The organism is Sporolactobacillus sp. KGMB 08714, from assembly GCF_036598985.1.
Lineage (GTDB): Bacteria > Bacillota > Bacilli > Bacillales > Sporolactobacillaceae > Sporolactobacillus.
The window spans coordinates 21,141-41,418 of the sequence record NZ_JAUUBW010000002.1; the positions used below are offsets into that span (position 1 = coordinate 21,141).

Here is a 20,278-nt window from a genome sequence, read left to right on the forward strand (position 1 = left end):
TAAGAGAAAATCAGAAGATTGATGTCAAATAATCTCCTGATTCCGCGTCTACTGCTCTTTTAAATTACTTTTCTCAAAAACGGCCGGCGATCCATGAAAAAATTCCCGCAAAGAAACTGCCTATTCCTTGAAACATCCGGACAATCCAGCTGTTTTGATCCACTTGCTCGGCGGCCACGACCGGAATTTTATTGTCATTCGCAAATAAATGCCCGTACGCAGTGTTTCCGTTCGTTGCAAGCGTGGCATAGCCGATCTGTTCGCCTTTTTGGACCGGAGCTTCCAGCTGTCCGTTTTTGTCCAGTTTTGAACGGTCAAGCGTAACCCGGAATGCGACGTTCGGGTTTTCTCCATCCGCTACCATGAGATTCATCGATTTTCCAAAAGCAAGTTTCACTGTTCCCGCCTTGCCGTTACGGACGGCAACAGCCTTCTGATTGGGGATCGGCTGATTCTTACGGGCAACGGCTTTTTTAGAAAATTGCTGATAGCCGTAATCAAATAACGTTTTTGTCTGTTCGAAACGCTGACCGTCGGAATCGGTCCCCATGACAACACTGATCAGCCGGCGACCGTTCTGCTTCACCGTACCGGTGAAGCAATAGCCGGCAAGATCGGTATGACCGGTTTTCAGCCCGTCCACGCCTTCGTATGTGTACTGTTTCATGTTCGATCCAAGTCCGGGAAGCATGTAGTTCCAGTTCACCATCTGGATAGGGGAGTCGACACCGGCCGTAAAATTCCTGACCGGAACCTTTGAAATGTTCAGTGCTTCGGGATAGTCTTTAATCACATGATAAGCCAGCTTAGCAATATCCCGCGCCGACAGTTCGTTGGCGCCGTTCGCGCCGCCCTCAGTCGCGAATTTACCAAGATCGGCGTTTTCAAGCCCGGTACTGTTAATATAATGAGCATTGGTCATGCCGAGTTTTTTGGCTGTCTGATTCATTAAATTGGCAAAATTTTTCTCTGAACCGCCAATTTTTTCAGCCAGAGCAATGGCCGCTCCGTTTGCCGAATAAATGGCCATCGCTTCATACAGGTCTCTGACGGTATATTGATAGTCCATCCTTAACGGAACATTGGAATACGTACGATTCTGGGAAATCTGATAAGCATAATTACTGATCGACACTTTCGTATTCCATGTCAGTTTTTTATTATGGAGCGCCTGCATCACCAGATATTCGGTCATCATCTTGGTCATGCTGGCCGGCGGATATACCTGATCCGCATTCTTTTCGTATAAAATCTGTCCGCTGTTATAGTCGACGAGAATAGCGGATTTAGCTTGAATGCCGAGCGTATCCGCCGCTTTTGCCGTAGAAGCGGGCAGACTCTGAAGGCCCAGCACCAGCGCCAGAATAAAAACAAGACCTGTCACTGCATAACGATGCAGCCGTTTACTGAAATTCAACCCCTACACCCCCGAATGGTTTCACGCTTCATCCCGATCCCGCGATGAACGAAAGACATAGAAAACCGAGGCGAAACAGCTCGTCTCGTAAAAAATATATTATGTGTTTAATTATTTAATAGAATAGTTCGGTGCCTCTTTCGTAATTTGCACGTCATGAGGATGGCTTTCCAGCAAACCGGCGTTGGTAATTCTTGTAAATCTGGCCTGATTGCGCAAATCCTGTATCGTCGCTGTTCCGCAATATCCCATACCGGACCTCAGCCCGCCGATCAGCTGATAGATCGTATCCGCCAGTTTTCCTCTGTAAGGAACACGCCCCTCAATGCCTTCGGGGACAAGTTTCTTTTGATTCTCCTGAAAATAACGGTCCTTGCTGCCGTGCTCCATGGCGCTTACCGAACCCATGCCGCGATAGACTTTAAATTGCCGGCCCTGATAAATTTCAGTTTCTCCCGGCGTTTCATCGACGCCGGCCAGCAGTCCGCCCAGCATCACTGCGCTGCCGCCCGCCGCCAGTGCTTTCACAATGTCTCCCGAGTATTTGATACCGCCGTCCGCAATAACGGCAATGCCGTGCTTGTCCGCCTCATTGGCACAATCATAGACCGCCGTAATCTGCGGGACGCCGACACCGGCAATAACACGGGTCGTACAGATCGATCCCGGTCCGATACCGACCTTGACGACATCTACGCCGGCATCAATCAGCGCCCTTGTCCCTTCCGCAGTGGCTACATTTCCGGCAATCAGGTTAATATTCGGATAGGCTTTACGAATCTCGGCGACTTTTTCCAGCACGCCCTTTGAATGGCCGTGCGCCGTATCAATGACAAGTGCATCCGCCCCGGCTTCGACAAGTTTTTCGACACGCAGCAGAGCATCCGAAGTGACACCGACGGCAGCCGCAACCAGCAGTCTGCCGTGTTCATCTTTCGCCGAATTTGGAAATTCAACGACTTTCTCGATGTCTTTAGTTGTAATCAGCCCTTTTAAGACGCCGTTGCGGTCGACAAGCGGCAGTTTTTCGATCCGATGGCGATTCAATATCTCTTCCGCTTCGCTCAGGCTCGTACCGACCGGTGCCGTGACCAGATTGTCTTTTGTCATCATGTCGCCGATTCGTGAGGAGTAATCTTTGACAAACCGCATATCGCGATTTGTCAGGATGCCGACTAGATGCCGCTCCTTCTTATTGTCGACAATCGGAACGCCTGAAATGCGATATTTGTTCATTAAGTGTTCCGCATCAAAAATCTGATCGTCCGGAGTCAAAAAGAAGGGATTCGTGATAACGCCGCTCTCTGACCTTTTGACTTTGTCTACTTGTTCCGCCTGCTCCTCAATGGACATATTTTTGTGAATCACACCCATGCCGCCCTGCCTGGCCATAGCAACCGCCATCGTTGTTTCGGTCACCGTATCCATCCCGGCACTGATAATCGGTATATTTAACTTAAGCGTACTCGTCAGCGCGGTTTTTACGGAGACGTCCCTGGGCAGAACTTCAGACTCGGCAGGGATCAGCAATACGTCATCAAAAGTCAGTGATTCTTTTGCAAATTTGTCTTCTCGCATGAACGTTTTACCCCCATAGATAATTGTCTTCACTACCCGAAATTTTTATTGTTAGCTTATCAACTGGACAAACGACTGTCAAGAAGACTAAACGAAGTTGTACTTTTCTAACAACGGCTTCCGATTCGGCAAATTTTACGCTGTTCCGCCGTTTCCCTTTGAAAGCGGAACAAAAAAGACCGGAAACGGGCCGGGCATCCGCATGGGAATCGCTTGACGCATTCGTGATCAACCGGTCACAATCCGGTCAATACTGAGCCGTCTCTTTTCGGTAAGACTGATGACCTCGTTATTTTCCAGACGGATGAGCGGACGCGTTGCTGTTTTGGCAGGGATAAAAATAATTTTTCCCTCCCGGCCGTCCGACAGCACGACTTTAGAACCGATGAAAAGAGTCATCACCTCATCGCAAAATTTATCCAGAAGATATCCGGACAATTTTCCATAAGAGGCCTCCCTGAGACGGTCAAGTATCCGTACCGGCCCCCCGTTTTCCGGGCTCGCTGCCGCATAATGAAGAAAACTGTCGCAGACCGCCAGTACCTTCGCGAAAGAGCTGAGCCGTTCGCCGTTCAACCGGAGCGGATAGCCGCTTCCGTCCTCCCGCTCGTGATGCTGGATGACAGCGAGCAACGTTTCTTTCCGCAAACTTGGAACATCTTTCAGCATTTTGTAGCTGTCCGTGACATGTCTTTCATACAGCAGCCGCTCTTTTACCGTGCTGTTTTCCTCTTGATTCAGGACGGAGGGCGGCAGTTTGGCCAGACCGCAATCGGCGAGCATGCCCGCCAGCCCGATCTGATAGACGTCTCCCTGGGAAAAACTGAGCTTTTTCCCAAGAAAAGCGGAAAGAAATCCCATCGTGACGCTTCGATCCGCTCTGCTGCGAATCATTGTCCGTTTCAAAAGAAAACGGGCAATCCAGATCGGATCATTAAGAGAATCCGCAAGAAGCGGCATCACAGCCTTCCTGAATGCCCCGATATTGATTCCCGAACCGGATTGCCATTGTCTAAAAAACGAACGGTAGGCAGAAACAGCCGTCTGATATTTATCGTCCGAAGCATTGCCCGTCGGTTTTTCCGGATCGGATGTTTCCGCGGGTCTGTCCGGCTTATCTCTGCCCGTATGCAGCGTCCGGCCCGAGACTGTTTTTGTTTCCACTTCGACGCTGTCGATCAGGAATGCTTTCAGGAAGGCCAGATGCACGTCTTCCAGAACAGTGCCCGAACGAATCAGCGGCTTGTCCGATTTGGCGTAAACGTCTTTTTTCAGTACATAGCCTGCTTCCAGTTCGCTCGCTTTCACCAGCATGCTGTTTTCCTCACATTCTAAAGATTAAGGTTCTTTATCCTGCTGCTGCGATTGTTCCGACGGATTTTCTTCTTCTTCCCCGCTGTCGCCGGGATCGTCCTTCGGCAGGGCGTCCCCATTGTCTTCTTCGTTCTTTTGAATGCGGGCAATGGTCGACACGCTGTCTCCTTCATCGACACGGATAAGCGTGACGCCCATTGTATTTCTCCCCAACTTCGAAATTCCGGAGACCGGCATCCGGATAATAACGCCGTTGGCGGTCATAATCATCAGATCCTCATCCTTTTCAACCGTCCGAAGAGCAACCAGATTGCCGTTTTTTTCAGTAATATTGCATGTTTTAAGACCTTTTCCGCCGCGCGTCTGTTTCCGGTACTCACTGCAGGCAGTCCGTTTGCCGAACCCTTTTTCCGTCACGATCAGCACGTCGTTGTCATCGCCGGCAATACCCATGCCGACGACTTCATCTCCCGCTTCCAGTGTGATTGCCTTGACGCCGGCCGCGTTTCTGCCCATTGATCGGACATCATTTTCATTATAGCGAATTGCCATCCCTTTTTTCGTACCGACGATCAGGTCTCTTTTGCCGTCCGTCAGCCGGACAGCGATTAATTCGTCCTCATCATGCACTGTGACGGCAAACAGGCCCCCTTTTCTGATGTTGGAAAAGTCGGAGAGAGGGGATCGTTTCGTAATGCCCTTTTTCGTCAGAAAAACAAGATAATGAGCATCATCAAAGTCTTCGATCGGAAAAAACGCCGTAACATATTCATTTTTCTCTATCTGAATCAGATTGATGATCGGAATCCCCTTTGCCGTCCTGCCCAGTTCGGGAATTTCATAACCCTTAAGCTGAAATACTCTTCCTTTGTTCGTAAAAAAGAGCACCCGATGATGCGTCGTGGTCTGAAAAAGATGCTCGACAAAGTCGTCTTCATTAGTACCCATGCCCTGAATGCCGCGGCCGCCGCGATTCTGACTTTTATATGCTCCGACCGGCATCCGTTTGACATAGCCGTTATGAGAAACGGTAATCACGATGTCCTCACGCTCGATCAGATCTTCATCTTCAAAAAGATCGCTTCCGACCGTTATCTCCGTACGGCGTTTATCGTTATACTTTTCCTTGATCTCCCGCAATTCTTTTCGGATGATATGCAGGACTTTCTGTTCATCGGCGAGAATGGCCTTCAGTTCGGCAATTTTCTTGATCAGTTCCGCATATTCCTGTTCGATTTTTTCACGTTCGAGACCGGTCAGCCGCTGCAGGCGCATATCAAGGATCGCCTGTGCCTGTTCCTCGGTCAGTGCAAAACTTTCCATCAATCCGCTTCGGGCGATATCCGCCGTTTTCGAACCGCGGATCAAGGCGATCACTTCATCCAGGTGATCGAGAGCAATCCGCAGACCTTCGAGAATATGAGCCCTTGCTTCCGCCTTCTTCAGTTCAAAGCGGGTCCTCCGCCGGATCACGGTCTCCTGATGAGCCAGATAATAGTGGAGACACTCTTTCAGATTCAGAATACGCGGCCTGCCGTCGACCAGAGCAAGCAGGTTGATGCCGAAGCTGGTCTGAAGGCCGGTATGTTTGTACAGATTGTTCAGCAGTACATTGGCATTGGCATCCCGGCGGACTTCAATGACCATTCTCATGCCGCTCCGGTCCGATTCATCGCGCAGGTCGGTTATGCCGTCGAGCTTTTTCTCCTTGACCAGGTCGGCAATGCGTTCGATCAGCTTTGCTTTATTGACCTGGTAGGGTAATTCGGTAACAACGATGCTCTGCTTGCCGCTCGGATGTTCCTCGATTTCAACTCTGGCCCGGACGATAATCGATCCGCGTCCCGTCCGATACGCCCGCCGGATTCCTTCCCGCCCCAGGATCAGGCCGCCTGTCGGAAAATCGGGACCCGGGATATACTGCATCAGTTCTTCCACACGGATTTCCGGATCCTTGCTGAGGGCAAGTACGGCATCAATCACTTCGCCGAGCTGATGCGGCGGGATATTCGTTGCCATACCGACGGCAATACCGGAGGCTCCGTTTACCAGCAGGTTTGGAAAACGCGAGGGAAGCACGGCCGGTTCCTGCTCCGATCCATCATAGTTATCCTGAAAATCGATCGTATCCTTGCGGATATCACGGACCATTTCCATGGATATTTTCGACATGCGCGCCTCGGTATAGCGCATCGCCGCCGCCGGATCGCCGTCGACCGAACCGAAATTTCCGTGACCGTCCACAAGTTCATAACGATAGCTGAAATTCTGCGCCATCCGCACCATCGATTCATAGACCGCAGAATCGCCGTGCGGATGGTACTTGCCGATCACTTCTCCGACAATTCGCGCCGATTTCTTATAGGCCTTGTCGGCAGTGATCCCCAGTTCATTCATGGCGAAAAGAATCCGCCGATGAACCGGTTTGAGTCCGTCCCGAACATCGGGCAGCGCACGGCTGACAATGACACTCATTGCATAATCAAGAAACGACGTGCGCATCTCATGCCCGATATCGACCGGCCTGACCCTTGATTCATCTTGCTCTGCCATCTTTTTTCCTCCTTAGCGATAACACTGACCCGTCCCACGGCCTGCGGGACAAGCTCAATCCACGCACTCATATAACGCCGACCCGCTTTACAGGCGTATCCCGTTAGACGTCAAGATTCTGAACGTAATGGGCATTCTCCTGAATAAAGTCGCGCCTCGGCTCCACCCGGTCGCCCATCAGCATCTCAAATATTTGATCCGCTTCAATCGCATCTTCCAGATTCACTTTGAGCACGACGCGATTGCCCGGATCCATCGTTGTTTCCCAGAGCTGCTCGGGATTCATTTCTCCAAGACCTTTATAACGCTGCAGGACCGGTTTTACGTTTTCAGGAAGAGTGCTCTGAATCTTCTCCAATTCCCGGTCATTGTAAGCATACTGCAGGTTTTTTCCGTACTGGACGCGATACAGCGGCGGCTGGGCAATATAAACATATCCGTTTTCCAGAAGCGGCCGCATAAACCGGTAAAAGAACGTTAACAATAGGGTACGGATATGTGCGCCGTCGACATCGGCATCAGTCATAATAATAATTTTATGATACCGTGCTTTTTCCAGTTTGAATTCTTCACCGACGCCCGTACCGAGTGCGGTAATCATCGCGCGGATTTCGGCATTGGACAGAATCTTGTCCAGCCGCGCCTTTTCTACATTTAATATTTTCCCTCTCAGCGGCAGTATCGCCTGATACAGCCGGTCGCGGCCTTGTTTTGCCGAGCCGCCCGCCGAATCGCCCTCCACAATATACAGCTCAGAAATGCTGGCATCCCGCGATGTACAGTCCGCCAGTTTGCCGGGCAGCGAGGCACTTTCAAGACTGCTCTTGCGCCTCGTCAGTTCACGGGCTTTTTTGGCCGCGGTCCGCGCTCTCGACGCGACAATGCCCTTTTCTACGATCAGCCGCGCGACATCCGGGTTTTCATACAGAAATCTTGAAAATGCTTCCGAGAATAATGTATCGGTAATGGTCCTGACTTCCGGATTGCCCAGCTTTGTTTTCGTCTGGCCTTCAAACTGGGGATCCGGATGTTTGATCGAGACGATAGCAGTCAGACCTTCGCGCACATCGTCTCCGCTCAGATTCTGGTCGGCGCCTTTAATAAGCTGGTTTCTCCTGGCATAATCGTTAATGACGCGGGTCAGGGCAATTTTAAAGCCGTATTCATGCGACCCGCCTTCATGAGTGTGAATATTATTGGCAAAGGAATAAAGCTGGCTTGAAAAACCGCTGTTGTACTGCAGTGCGATTTCAATCTTAATTCCGTCCTTTTCGCCTTCAAGGTCGATCGGCTGGTGAAGAACTTCTTTTGAACGATTGAGAAATTCAACATAGGAACGGATGCCGCCCTCAAAATGAAACGTTTCTTTTTTGTCTTTCTCCCGTTTATCTTCAATCGAAATACGAATATTTTTATTTAAAAAAGCCAGTTCTCTGACGCGGGTGCGCAGCGTATCGTAATCAAAACGGGTCGTCTCTTTGAAAATCTCGGGATCGGGAATAAAGTGGGTCGTCGTCCCTGTACGGTCGGTGTCTCCGATCACCTTCAGGTCTTCGGCCGGTTTGCCGCGATGATATTCCTGATAATAAATGTGGCCGTTGCGGTAGACCTTGACCCACATAGTGGTCGACAGTGCATTGACTACCGAGGCGCCGACGCCGTGAAGGCCGCCGGACACCTTATATCCGCCGCCTCCGAACTTTCCGCCTGCGTGAAGGACGGTCATGATGACTTCCACTGCGGGCCGGCCGACCTTTTTCTGAATATCGACAGGAATCCCCCGGCCGTCATCCATCACCGTGATACTGCCGTCATGCTCAATGATGACCTGAATATGGCTGCAGTAGCCGGCAAGCGCTTCATCGATCGAGTTGTCGACAATTTCCCATACAAGATGATGCAGCCCTCTTTCACCGGTCGTGCCGATATACATGCCGGGTCTTTTTCTGACGGCTTCGAGTCCTTCGAGGACCTGAATCTGGCTGGCGTTATAAGACTGATTTACATCACGTTGTTCCTTCATCCATACCCCACCTAACTTGGTATCATCAGACACAGAATGCCTCTTAATTCCCGGCTTTTCTACTTCGTGTTTTTCAGAAGGGAGAAAGCTGATCCGATCCTTTTCCTGATTGTAGCGGAATTAAAGGGGGACACGTACCATCTATTCTCGGTCAAAACGACAGATTTAGCAGGACGGTCCGCATTCTGCACCCAGGTTCCGTTTTTCTTCTGGCTGGAAAAAACTTTCTGATTCATTTCCGCGTCTTTTATGGTTTGATAATCAAATACAGCAATGACTTCACTTGAATCAACGACCATCCCTTCGCCCAGATGGACATACATTGGCCTCAGCCTTTCAATGATTCTACTGTTCCCTGATGAATCTGAAAAAGTGCCGCACGATCCAATAGGCTCCGGTCGAGCCCGGCAACGGATGTTGTCGTGACAAACGTCTGCACCTTTTGTTTAAATACGCCGAGCAGGTGTGTTTTTCTGGCATCATCGAGCTCGCTCAGCACATCATCCAAGAGAAGGAGCGGATATTCGCCCACCTCGTGCCTGATCAACTCAAGCTCTGCAAGTTTCACTGAGAGGGCCGCCGTCCTCTGCTGGCCCTGTGAGCCGAATGTCTGGACATCACGGTCATTGATCCGGAATCGCAGATCATCGCGGTGCGGGCCGATCAGCGTCAATCCCCTTTCAATCTCTCTCTTTTTCAGCCGTTCATAAGTTTCCTCATAGGCATTAACTATTTTTGACCGATCACAGTTTTCTAATACGTCACGGACCGAGGAATGATAAGCAATTGAAAGACGTTCTCTGCCGTGACTGATATCCGAATGAATTTCGATTGCCCATTTGTTCAGTCCGGAAACAAATGCCTGCCTGCGCATGACGATTCCGGAAGCAAGTTCGATCAGTTTCTCAGTCAGAATATCCAGCAGAGCGCCGGAACTGCCGGCATGGCGTGAAAAATCTTTTAACAGTGCATTTCTCTGCTGAAGCACCTTCAGGTATTCACCTAAATCATGTATATAAACAGGCGCAATCTGTCCCATCTCCATATCGATGAAACGCCTGCGGATCGCCGGACTGCCTTTAATGAGATTCAGATCCTCGGGAGCGAACATGACCACATTGCAGATGCCCACATATTCGCTCAGCCTGCGCTTCTCAAGATGGTTTGCCTTTGCTTTTTTCCCTTTTTTTGAGATAACAATTTCCATCGGGACCGTATCGCCGTGTCTTGTTATTTTACCTTTTATTTTACCATATTCTTTATCCCATTTGATTAAATCTTTGTCATGAGCCGTTCTTGCAGACTTGGCAATCGCCAATACATAGATCGCTTCCAGAAGATTGGTTTTTCCCTGAGCATTTTCCCCCAGAAATATATTGACGGAATCAGAAAATGACAGCGACAGATGGCTGTAATTTCTATAATTTGTCAATTCTATAGATTCCAGTTTCAAGCCGGGGTGCCCCCTTACTGCCTGCCGATGACGAATTCGCCCGTTTTCGCAATTTTAATCCGATCGCCTTCGCGCAATTTTTTTCCTCTGCGCATCTCACGTTCGCCGTTTACATAAACTTCATGGTTCATCAGAAACCATTTAGCCTCGCCGCCCATCTGAATCGTTCCTGTGTATTTGAGGAGCTGCCCAAGCGTAATAAAGTCTTCCTTCTCGTCCAATGCTACTTTATTCATCATTTCCGCCTCTTTTCGTCAGTAAAATCAGGTATTCGCCTTCTTAAAAAAGCAGCAGGGAAGGCCGGCAGTAAAAAAGGCGAGACCCGGCAGCAGTTTTTCTGCCGGGCCTTTCGGATACCTACGTTAAAATGTTCTGACCGGCAGGATCAGCATCAGGATCCCTTCGTCGCCGATCGGACGGATAATGAACGGCCGCATCGGCCCCGTAAAAAAAATTTTGACGTTCTGTGCATCTATTTTACTAAGCGCATCCATCATGAATTTCGCGCTGAAGGAAATATGCAGAGTTTCTCCTTCGAAGCTTTCCGAGTTTAACGTTTCAAAAACACGGCCGAGTTCTGCCGACTGGGATGAAATCTCAACCTGATTGCCCTCCGCCCGCAATTTGACGACATTGTTCCGTTCTTCTTTTGCCAGAAGCGAGGCCCGTTCAATTGAATGATAAAGATCTTTTGTTGCGAGCGTCATCGTTGTCTTGCTGTCTTTTGGGATGAGCCGGCTTGTGTCCGGATAATTTCCATCCAGAAGCCGTGAATAAAACTGCGTATTATGCGTTTTAAAAAGGACCTGATTGGCAGTAATGACCAGATCGACATTTTTTTCGTCATTGTCATCGTCAAGTATTTTCGACAATTCGTTCAGGCTCGTCCCCGGGATCACGATGTTAAAAGCTTCCGTTTCGTTTGGAATGTCAATGGAGGCCGATCTTTGCGCTAAACGATGGCTGTCGGTCGCCACACAATCCAGTCTGCCGTTCTGAATCGTCCATTTTACGCCGGTCAGTACGGGACGGGTTTCCGAGACGGATACTGCATAAACCGTTTGCCTGATCAGATCTTTCAGAAGATCTTTTCTGATGCTGATGACGTCGCCTTCGTTAATGACCGGAAGATTCGGATATTCGTCGGGATCCAGTCCGTTCAGGCTGAATTCGGCTTTTCCCGATGTGATTTTTGCGATCAGGCGGCTGTCTGCTTCAATCAGTACTTGTTCAGCGGGAAGTTTGCGGACCAGCTCGGAAAAAAGGCGGGAAGGGAGGACAATGCTCCCGGTCGATTCAATGACCACATTTTCACTGTCATTTTCCTCAACGGGAATAAAAGATTTAATCGAAATGTCGGAATTACTGCCGGTCAATGTTATTCCGTCTAAACCGGCCGTTATTTTAATACCTGTCAGGATCGGCACAGTTGTCTTTGTGGAAATCGCTTTCATCACACGATTGACAGCATCGCCCAGTTTGTCTTTTCGAACTGTAAATTTCATAGCGAGTGTTGTATTTCGGTTCGTGTCTTCCGTTTCTTGCATGATTATTTCCCCCAGTGTTTATTTATAAAAAGTAATTAAAAATAGTCATAACAGCAGTAGGGCTTGTGAACATGTGGATAACACCGACAAAGTTCTAAATCCGGGTTATTCACATGTCGATAAAATGTGAACAAAGCCGCAGCATGATACCGGACTTATACACACCCTGTGAACGACGATCTCTTTTCAAATGTTCATTGTGTCTTAATCGGCGCTTTGAGACGGTCGATGAGGCTGTTGATTTTCTGCTGCAGCTCACGATCGGACGCAAGCTGCTTCGTTATTTTTTCATGAGCATGAATGACCGTGGTGTGATCGCGTCCTCCGAATTCTTCCCCTATTTTCGGCAAAGAGTAATCGGTCAGTTCGCGGGCAAGGTACATAGCAATCTGCCTCGGAAAAGCAATTGACTTAGTTCTTTTCTTTGCGGAAAAGTCTTCCAGTTTCAAACTGTATTCTTCTCCGACAGTCATCTGTATATCCTGTATCGTGATGGTCTTCGGCCTTGACGAAGGAATAATGTCTTTTAGCGCTTCTGCGGCCAGATCGACATTGATATCCTGATTGTTCAGGGATGAGAAGGCGATGACGCGTATCAGCGCACCTTCCAGTTCACGGATATTTGTGTCAATTTGATTGGCAATGTAAATCATGACTTCGTTCGGAATATCGAGGCCTTCCGCTTTGGCCTTTTTCCGGAGAATGGCGATCCGCGTCTCGAGATCGGGCGGCGTGATATCTGTAATCAGCCCCCACTCGAAACGGGAACGAAGCCGGTCTTCAAGCGTCGGAATTTCTTTCGGCGGCCGGTCGCTTGAGATGACGATCTGCTTATATTCTTCATGCAGTGCATTGAACGTGTGAAAAAATTCCTCCTGAGTCTGTTCTTTCCCGGCGAGAAACTGAATATCGTCGATAAGTAGCACATCGACACTGCGATATTTGTTTCGGAATTCGACGGTTTTATTGTCGCGGATCGAGTTGATGAATTCGTTCGTAAATTTTTCGGAAGAAAGATAGACAACCCGCGCGGCCGGGTTGTGTTCGATTACGTAATGCCCGATCGCGTGCATTAAATGGGTCTTCCCCAGCCCGACACCGCCGTAGATGAACAGCGGGTTATAAGCTTTTGCCGGGGCTTCGGCAACGGCCAGCGATGCGGCATGGGCAAAGCGGTTTCCCGAACCGATAACAAATGTTTCAAATGTATTTTTTGAATTGAGCATACTGTTGTTCAATTCTTCGATGCGTCTCGGAGTGCTTTGGTTTAAACGGCCTGCATTGTCCGAGTAGCCGTTCTGCGGCCTGGGATTCATTAGATCACTCTTTCTTGTTTTCGGCGGCCCCGGTTTTTCGGTTTCGCCGGACCTTTTTTGCGGGATAACAAACTGGACATTGTAATGGACACCTGTGATGTTGTAAAGAATATCGGAAATCAGCCTGGAATAGTGCTCTTCCAGCCAGTCGCGGGAAAATTCATTGGGGACACTGATGATGACTGTCTGTCCGTTTATTGACTGGGCCTGTGTTTCTTTCAGCCAAGTTTCAAAACTGGGCTTGCTGAGTTTTTTCTTTATAATCGCAAGTGCCTGGTTCCATATTTCTTTAAGATTATCCAATGCCTGGCGGCCCCCCTTTTGAAAAATTGAAGCATGTTTTTTGTGCTCTATTTGTGCTTTAAGAGGATGCTGAAAATGATCATCTGTCTGTGGCTGACACGAAAGCAGAGTTTTTATGGGACATTTTTCGTCCCTCTCTGGTAAGCGGTATCTTTTCTTTCAGAAAGCACAAAAAACAGCAAAACTAGCGCAAAGGGCCGGAACAAAGCGCCGCACCATACGGCGGACTGCCCGGCCTTTGCGACTCGCGATTCTGTTGCGCGAGTTATTTATCCACAAAGAGAAAAAGTAAATAAGGTTGATTTTGTCATAAAAAAAAGAATCGTCAACAATAATCACCGAGCTGTGGATAAAAGAAGAAACGGCTGTTTATGAATATCCACATTTTTATCCACAGCCTGTGGAAAAAACGGTTGATAAACAAACTGTTTGCACAATTAAAGCAGTATGATCATATCAAAAAATTGCAGGCAAAGCAATGCTTTGCAAATGTTATCCACAGACGGATAACTATGCACGGGAAAGTTGTTCACAGCTTGATAATTTGTGAAAAAGATGTCGACAATCGGTGGAAAAAAGCGAACGGCGGCTCGAAATTATGCACAGTTTGTCGACTGAATGAAGGAGAAAACGGATCCGCGTTGTTTGACTTTTGGATGATGGGTCCTTATAATTAATAAGACTGGTTTTTCCTGTTTTGCTAGGAGGTGTAATATCATTGAAACGTACTTTTCAGCCTAATAATCGGAGAAGAAAAAAGGTGCATGGTTTCCGCGCACGCATGGCAACGGCAAACGGCCGTAAAGTCTTGGCAAACCGCCGGCGCAAGGGAAGAAAAGTTCTGTCTGCATAAGGCCACTGTGAGACCTACAGTGGTCTTTTTTACACAGGCCTTTACATTTGTATAATATTTGTATGCTGTCTATGAAAAAGGTATGTCCCATTATGGAGGGACAAGATGAAGACGTTGAAAAGATTAAAAAAAAATAAAGATTTTCAGTCGGTTTTTGACAGGGGCAGGTCTTTCGCCAATCGCCAGTTCGTCGTCTATGTGCTTAAGCAGACCGGACGGCCGTATATCCGTCTCGGACTGTCGGTCAGCAAGAAGATGGGAAATGCCGTTATGCGAAACCATATTAAAAGGAACATTAAGGAAATATTTCGAAATTTATCGGACAAACTGGAACTTGGCAATGATTATGTTGTGATCTCGCGCCTTCCGGTCCGAACGATGTCTCATCAGGAAATGCAGGACAGTCTGGTTCACGTGTTAAAAAAAGCGGGTGCCATATTGAGTAATAGGGATGTTTGACGATGAAATATATTTTTATTTTTTTAATTCGGCTGTACCAAAAATTTATTTCTCCTTTAACACCTCCGACCTGTCGGTTTTATCCTACGTGTTCGCAGTATGCCGTGGAGGCATTTGACAGGTTCGGCGTTTTTAAAGGGGGCTGGCTGACCGTCCGTCGTCTGCTGAAATGCCAGCCTTTTCATCCGGGCGGGTTCGATCCTGTTCCCGGAAAAGACACGAATAGAGAAAAACCGTAAAAATTTAAAATATCGTTCGGGACCTATCGAGGAGGTAGCGTTTTGCGTAAAAAAAGAGCTGTGGTGGGCATCTTGATTTTGCTGGCTGTTTTGCTGGCGGGCTGTTCGAATGTGAATCAACCGATTAATGCTCAGAGTACAGGATTCTGGAGCAGGTATTTTGTATATCCGCTGTCGGAGTTTATCATCTATGTTGCTCATATGTTCTGGGACAGTTACGGCATTGCCATTATTATTACGACGATCATTGTCCGGCTTGTTCTGCTGCCGCTCATGGCAAAACAGGTGAAAAGCTCGCAGGCCATGCAGGATCTGCAGCCGAAAATCAAGGCCCTGCAGGAAAAGTACAGCTCTAAAGACCGGGCTACTCAGGAAAAACTGCAGCAAGAGCAGATGAAACTTTTTCAGGAGAATAAGGTCAATCCGCTTTCCGGCTGTCTGCCGCTGCTGATCCAGATGCCGATTCTTTTTGCTTTTTATCAGGCAATCATGCGGACATGGGAAATCAAGAAACAGTCGTTCCTGTGGTTTCAGCTCGGGGCGCCGGATCCATTTTATATTCTGCCGATCATTGCCGCTTTGTCGACATTTCTGCAGCAGAAGATTATGGTTGGCAGAATGGGCAACTCCAATCCTCAGATGGCGATGATGACCTATGTTTTTCCGATAATGATTGCTGTGCCTGCTCTTTATTTCCCATCGGCTCTGGCTCTTTACTGGGTTGTCGGAAACATTTTCATGATATTCCAGACTTATTTTATTTATGAGAAGAAGGATATTTCACAGGCGAGAACGGAATCCGGAGGCGCTAAGAAAAAGTGAGGGAAGTCTCGAAATATGGGAAGACAGTTGACCTGGCTGTATCTTCAGCCCTCGAGGAACTTAATGCGACCGTCGATCAGGTAGAAGTCACGGTAATCGAACGACCGAGGGGCGGTTTTCTCGGAATCGGATCAAGGAAAGCACTTGTGAGTGTCACTTTGAAAAAAACGCCCTTTGATTCGGGTATCGATTTTCTGAGAAATCTGATCGAGAAAATGGATATCTCGGCGCATATTCAGGTCAGTGACAAAAGCGGAAGGATCTGCCGCTGTCAATTTGTCGGACGGGATGTTTCGCAGCTGATCGGCAGGCACGGCCAAACCTTAAATGCCTTGCAGTATCTGGCGAATCTTGTCGTCAATAAAAATTCCGATCATCGGATGACGCTGATCCTTGATGCGGAAAATTATCGCGAGACAAGGAAGAAGGCATTGATTTCTCTTGCCGACCGTGTAGCGGAGAGGGTTGCAAAAACCGGAAAAGCCTACCGTTTTGAACCGATGCCGTCTTTTGAGCGGAAAATCATTCATTCGGAACTTGCCGGGAACAGCAAAGTGGAGACCTTTTCATTCGGTGAAGAACCGCGCCGTTACGTGACAGTCGCTCTTTCAGATAATTAGTGATCGGTGAAAGAAAAACGCGCCTATTTGCGCGCTTTTTTCTTTTATCTTTCGTTTAGTCTGTGGATTGATTATGCTGGTGGAACCGCTGAATTTTTTCTTGGGATCGTAACGGTAACGGGGGGACAGCGGAAAATAATTCCGATCATCTGTAGAGTGCACACTGAGTAATTTCCGTTTTATTTGAAAAATAAAATGTGACGACGTGACGGTTTGATAGATTACCGGGAACAAACAATGAACCGGTGCCGTTTCTTAGATATTTGCTCAGCAGAGTTTGTTTAACCGGGCAGCCGACTTTTCAGACGGGTATTGCTGTTTTTACCGGGTAAAGGTTTGCTTCACAGAAATAATTGCTTTGAACTGAATTTATTTTGAATCCGTTCCGGGTATGGTTGAATAGAGGACTTCTAAGGGAAGGGGTGATAAAATTGGATTATGATACAATTGCTGCCGTGTCGACTCCGATCGGAGAGGGTGCGATCAGTATTGTCCGTCTCAGCGGACCTGAGGCGATTCCCGCAGCGGATCGATTATTTGAAGGGAAAGCGTCCCTGACAAAAGTAAAGAACCATACCATTCATTATGGAAAAATCGTCGATCCGGAAACCGGCCGTACAATTGAGGAAGTCATGGTTTCAGTGATGAAGAAACCCAAAACATTTACTCGGGAAGATGTTGTTGAAATCAATTGCCATGGCGGACTGGTCAGCGTTAATAGGGTACTCAGCCTGGTTCTGGATCAGAATGTGCGGATGGCGGAGCCCGGCGAGTTTACAAAAAGGGCTTTTCTGAACGGCAGAATCGATCTGTCTCAGGCCGAGGCCGTCATGGATCTGATCCGCGCGAAGACCGACCGGGCCATGAATGTGGCCATGAGCCAGATAGAAGGGAAGCTTTCCGGATTGGTCCGTAAACTCCGGGATGAACTGCTCGACATGCTTGCCGCGGTTGAAGTCAACATTGATTATCCGGAATACGACGATGCTGAAGTCATGACGGGGGAACTACTCTTTGAAAAAGCGTCCCGGGTCGAAAAAAAAATCGACGGAATCCTTTCGACGGCGAAGCAGGGAAAGATATTGAGGGAAGGATTGTCGACGGCGATTATCGGAAAACCGAACGTCGGGAAATCATCTCTGCTGAATCATCTCGTCCATGAGAATAAAGCCATTGTGACGAATATTCCGGGGACAACCCGCGATGTGATTGAGGAATATGTCAATGTCGGGGGTGTTCCGCTGAAACTTGTCGATACGGCAGGTATTAGAGAAACAGAAGATATTGTGGAAAAAATCGGAGTCGAGCGGTCGCAGGCAGCGTTGAAGTCGGCCGATCTTATTCTCCTGCTTCTGAACAACAATGAAGAATTGACTGCTGATGATCGCCGTTTGTTTGACATGATCGGGAATACACAGACAATTATTATTTTAAATAAGACGGATCTTCCATCGCATGTATCGGCGGATGAACTGCAGCGGCTTGTATCCGGCCGTCCCGTTATCCGTACTTCGCTTTTGCAGGATAAGGGAACTGAAGAACTGGAACAGGTGATTGCTTCGCTTTTTCTTAGCGGAGGTGCACAGGCACAGACTGAAACTTATGTTTCCAATACTCGTCATATCGCTTTATTAAAGCAGGCCAGGTCGGCTATATCGGATGCCATTGCAGCCGCAGAGCAGGGATTCCCCGTTGATATTGTTCAGATTGATGTAAAGCGGACGTGGGATATCCTTGGAGAAATTATCGGTGATTCAGTAGACGACAGTTTGATTGATAAGCTTTTTTCGCAGTTTTGCCTTGGAAAATAAATGCCGGCGGTTATTTAGCCGTATCGGCTTAAAATAGATGTTCGTGATAACAGCTGAAGGAGGATGACAAAATGAACAGATATCAAGCCGGTGACTATGACGTGATTGTTGTCGGAGCCGGCCATGCCGGTGTCGAGGCGGGACTCGCGGCGGCAAGGATGGGAGCCAAGACATTGATGCTGACAATCAGCCTGGAGGGAATTGCCTTTATGCCCTGCAATCCTTCGGTAGGAGGTCCGGCGAAGGGCGTTGTTGTCAGGGAAATTGATGCGCTCGGCGGTGAAATGGGCCATAATATTGATAAAACGTACATTCAGATGCGGATGCTGAACACCAGAAAAGGTCCGGCGGTCCGCGCGCTGCGAGCCCAGGCCGATAAGCAGCTTTACCAGCGGGCAATGAAAAAAACGATTGAAGAGACAGAAAATCTAACGCTCCGCCAGGGGATGGTAGAAGAACTGATTGTTGAAGACGGGATTTGCAAGGGCGTTGTTGCCGCAACCGGTGCGGAATATCGTGCCCGGTCCGTTGTCTTAACGACGGGTGTCTATCTAAAGGGAAAAATCATTATCGGAGAGCTTCAATATGAAAGCGGGCCTAATAACATGCAGGCCTCCGTCAGGCTGGCAGATAATCTCCGTGCGCTCGGCTTTGATATTGTCCGTTTTAAAACGGGAACTCCGCCGCGTGTTAACGGGCGGACGATTGATTATTCGAAGACGGAAATTCAGCCCGGCGATGAGGCTCTGCTCGCTTTCTCCTATGATACGACTGAGTATGTAAAAGATCAGATTCCGTGCTGGCTGACCTACACGAATCCGGAAACCCACAGAATTATTCATGAGAATCTGGACCGTTCGCCGATCTATTCGGGTGTTATTGTCGGCACGGGCCCAAGATACTGTCCTTCCATTGAAACCAAAATTGTCCGTTTCAGCGATAAAAACCGTCATCAGCTGTTTCTGGAGCCGGAAGGAAAGGAAACAAGCGAAGTCTATGTTGACGGCCTTTCGACAAGTATGCCGGAAGAAATTCAACGGAAAATGCTTGCAACAGTTCCGGGTCTGGAAAATGCGGAAATGATGCGTCCGGGCTATGCCATTGAATATGATGCCCTTGTGCCGACCCAGCTCTGGCCTTCTCTTGAAACCAAGAAGATCCGCGGACTTTTTACGGCCGGACAGATCAACGGGACTTCCGGATACGAAGAAGCAGCGGGGCAGGGCTTAATGGGCGGTATCAATGCTGCAAGAAAGGTGCTGGGCATGGACCCGGTGATACTGGACCGTTCACAGGCATATATCGGCGTCCTGATCGATGATCTTGTGACCAAAGGAACAAAAGAGCCTTATCGTTTATTGACATCGCGTGCCGAATACCGTTTGCTTCTTCGTCATGATAATGCTGATCTCAGGCTCACGGAATTGGGCCACGACATCGGTCTGATATCGGAACAACGATATCGCCGGTTTCTTGTTAAAAAGCGGCAGATTCAAAAGGAGCGCGATCGTTTTGCGCTGACGACGGTCAAACCTTCTGAAGAAGTCACGGCGCTGCTTGAAAGCAGAGGAGCCGCACCGATCAGGGAACCGATGAAGGCGGACCGATTGTTAAAACGTCCGCAGCTGACTTACCGTGATGTCGCCGGTCTTCTTCCACGGAGCGAAACGGTGTCTGATGAAGTCGGCGAGCAGGTGGAGATTCAGATAAAGTATGAAGGTTATATTAATAAACAGCTCGAACAGGTTGAGAAAATGAAAAGAATGGAGAAGAAAAAAATTCCCCAAGATCTGGATTATGATCAGATCGGCGGACTGGCCACGGAAGCGAGGCAGAAACTCAGTCAGGTTAAGCCGTTATCTGTTGGACAGGCTTCTCGGGTTTCCGGTGTCAATCCGAGCGATATTGCTATTTTGCTCGTTTATCTTGAACAGGGAAGGCTTGCCAGAAAAACAGGCTGATCCCAATCC

The 20,278-nt window shown here is 48.4% G+C and carries 17 protein-coding genes; 7 read left to right on the top strand and 10 right to left on the bottom strand.

What is annotated here, in order from left to right; all coding sequences use genetic code 11:
* Positions 1-73: 73 nt before the first annotated feature.
* The 10 genes from Q6A92_RS01635 to dnaA form a co-directional block, all read right to left on the bottom strand.
* On the bottom strand, positions 74-1,417 hold the full coding sequence (locus Q6A92_RS01635; RefSeq protein WP_332236816.1) for a D-alanyl-D-alanine carboxypeptidase family protein: 1,344 nt from the start codon (positions 1,415-1,417) through the stop codon (positions 74-76).
* Between the two features lie 111 nt (positions 1,418-1,528).
* Positions 1,529-2,995 (bottom strand): IMP dehydrogenase, encoded by a 1,467-nt coding sequence (guaB, locus tag Q6A92_RS01640; protein ID WP_274399177.1) that lies wholly within the window; start codon positions 2,993-2,995, stop codon positions 1,529-1,531.
* Positions 2,996-3,223: 228 nt separating this feature from the next.
* Positions 3,224-4,309: an HD-GYP domain-containing protein gene (locus Q6A92_RS01645; protein WP_332236817.1), complete on the bottom strand. Its 1,086-nt coding sequence runs from the start codon at positions 4,307-4,309 to the stop codon at positions 3,224-3,226.
* 24 nt (positions 4,310-4,333) lie between these two features.
* Complete coding sequence (gene gyrA, locus Q6A92_RS01650) at positions 4,334-6,862, bottom strand: DNA gyrase subunit A (RefSeq protein WP_274399175.1); 2,529 nt, start codon at positions 6,860-6,862, stop codon at positions 4,334-4,336.
* A 103-nt stretch (positions 6,863-6,965) separates the two neighbouring features.
* Complete coding sequence (gene gyrB / locus Q6A92_RS01655; protein ID WP_274399174.1) at positions 6,966-8,885, bottom strand: DNA topoisomerase (ATP-hydrolyzing) subunit B; 1,920 nt, start codon at positions 8,883-8,885, stop codon at positions 6,966-6,968.
* Positions 8,886-8,944: 59 nt separating this feature from the next.
* Positions 8,945-9,208 carry an extracellular matrix regulator RemB gene (gene remB, locus Q6A92_RS01660; RefSeq protein ID WP_274399173.1) on the bottom strand — a complete coding sequence of 88 codons (264 nt, stop codon included), beginning with the start codon at positions 9,206-9,208 and terminating at the stop codon, positions 8,945-8,947.
* A gap of 5 nt (positions 9,209-9,213) precedes the next feature.
* Positions 9,214-10,338 carry a DNA replication/repair protein RecF gene (recF, locus tag Q6A92_RS01665; RefSeq protein ID WP_332236818.1) on the bottom strand — a complete coding sequence of 375 codons (1,125 nt, stop codon included), beginning with the start codon at positions 10,336-10,338 and terminating at the stop codon, positions 9,214-9,216.
* Between the two features lie 14 nt (positions 10,339-10,352).
* Complete coding sequence (yaaA, locus tag Q6A92_RS01670) at positions 10,353-10,574, bottom strand: S4 domain-containing protein YaaA (protein ID WP_274399171.1); 222 nt, start codon at positions 10,572-10,574, stop codon at positions 10,353-10,355.
* 126 nt (positions 10,575-10,700) lie between these two features.
* Positions 10,701-11,843, bottom strand: a complete 1,143-nt coding sequence (gene dnaN, locus Q6A92_RS01675; RefSeq protein ID WP_274399209.1) for a DNA polymerase III subunit beta — start codon at positions 11,841-11,843, stop codon at positions 10,701-10,703.
* A 236-nt stretch (positions 11,844-12,079) separates the two neighbouring features.
* Positions 12,080-13,504, bottom strand: coding sequence for a chromosomal replication initiator protein DnaA (dnaA, locus tag Q6A92_RS01680; protein ID WP_274399170.1), 1,425 nt, complete (start codon positions 13,502-13,504; stop codon positions 12,080-12,082).
* A 718-nt stretch (positions 13,505-14,222) separates the two neighbouring features.
* Here dnaA and rpmH point away from each other — a divergent pair.
* The 7 genes from rpmH (at position 14,223) to mnmG (ending at position 20,269) form a co-directional block, all read left to right on the top strand.
* Positions 14,223-14,357, top strand: a complete 135-nt coding sequence (gene rpmH, locus Q6A92_RS01685; protein WP_188803355.1) for a 50S ribosomal protein L34 — start codon at positions 14,223-14,225, stop codon at positions 14,355-14,357.
* Between the two features lie 105 nt (positions 14,358-14,462).
* Positions 14,463-14,816, top strand: a complete 354-nt coding sequence (gene rnpA, locus Q6A92_RS01690; RefSeq protein ID WP_274399169.1) for a ribonuclease P protein component — start codon at positions 14,463-14,465, stop codon at positions 14,814-14,816.
* Positions 14,817-14,818: 2 nt separating this feature from the next.
* Positions 14,819-15,055, top strand: a complete 237-nt coding sequence (gene yidD / locus Q6A92_RS01695; RefSeq protein ID WP_274399168.1) for a membrane protein insertion efficiency factor YidD — start codon at positions 14,819-14,821, stop codon at positions 15,053-15,055.
* 42 nt (positions 15,056-15,097) lie between these two features.
* Positions 15,098-15,877 (top strand): YidC family membrane integrase SpoIIIJ, encoded by a 780-nt coding sequence (spoIIIJ, locus tag Q6A92_RS01700; RefSeq protein ID WP_274399167.1) that lies wholly within the window; start codon positions 15,098-15,100, stop codon positions 15,875-15,877.
* On the top strand, positions 15,874-16,497 hold the full coding sequence (gene jag / locus Q6A92_RS01705; protein WP_332236819.1) for an RNA-binding cell elongation regulator Jag/EloR: 624 nt from the start codon (positions 15,874-15,876) through the stop codon (positions 16,495-16,497). The genes spoIIIJ and jag overlap by 4 nt, the downstream gene beginning before the upstream one ends.
* Positions 16,498-16,928: 431 nt before the next feature.
* Positions 16,929-18,308 (top strand): tRNA uridine-5-carboxymethylaminomethyl(34) synthesis GTPase MnmE, encoded by a 1,380-nt coding sequence (gene mnmE, locus Q6A92_RS01710; RefSeq protein WP_332236820.1) that lies wholly within the window; start codon positions 16,929-16,931, stop codon positions 18,306-18,308.
* Between the two features lie 71 nt (positions 18,309-18,379).
* Entirely contained in the window at positions 18,380-20,269 is a 1,890-nt protein-coding gene (gene mnmG / locus Q6A92_RS01715; protein ID WP_332236821.1) for a tRNA uridine-5-carboxymethylaminomethyl(34) synthesis enzyme MnmG, read from the top strand.
* Positions 20,270-20,278 lie beyond the last annotated feature (9 nt).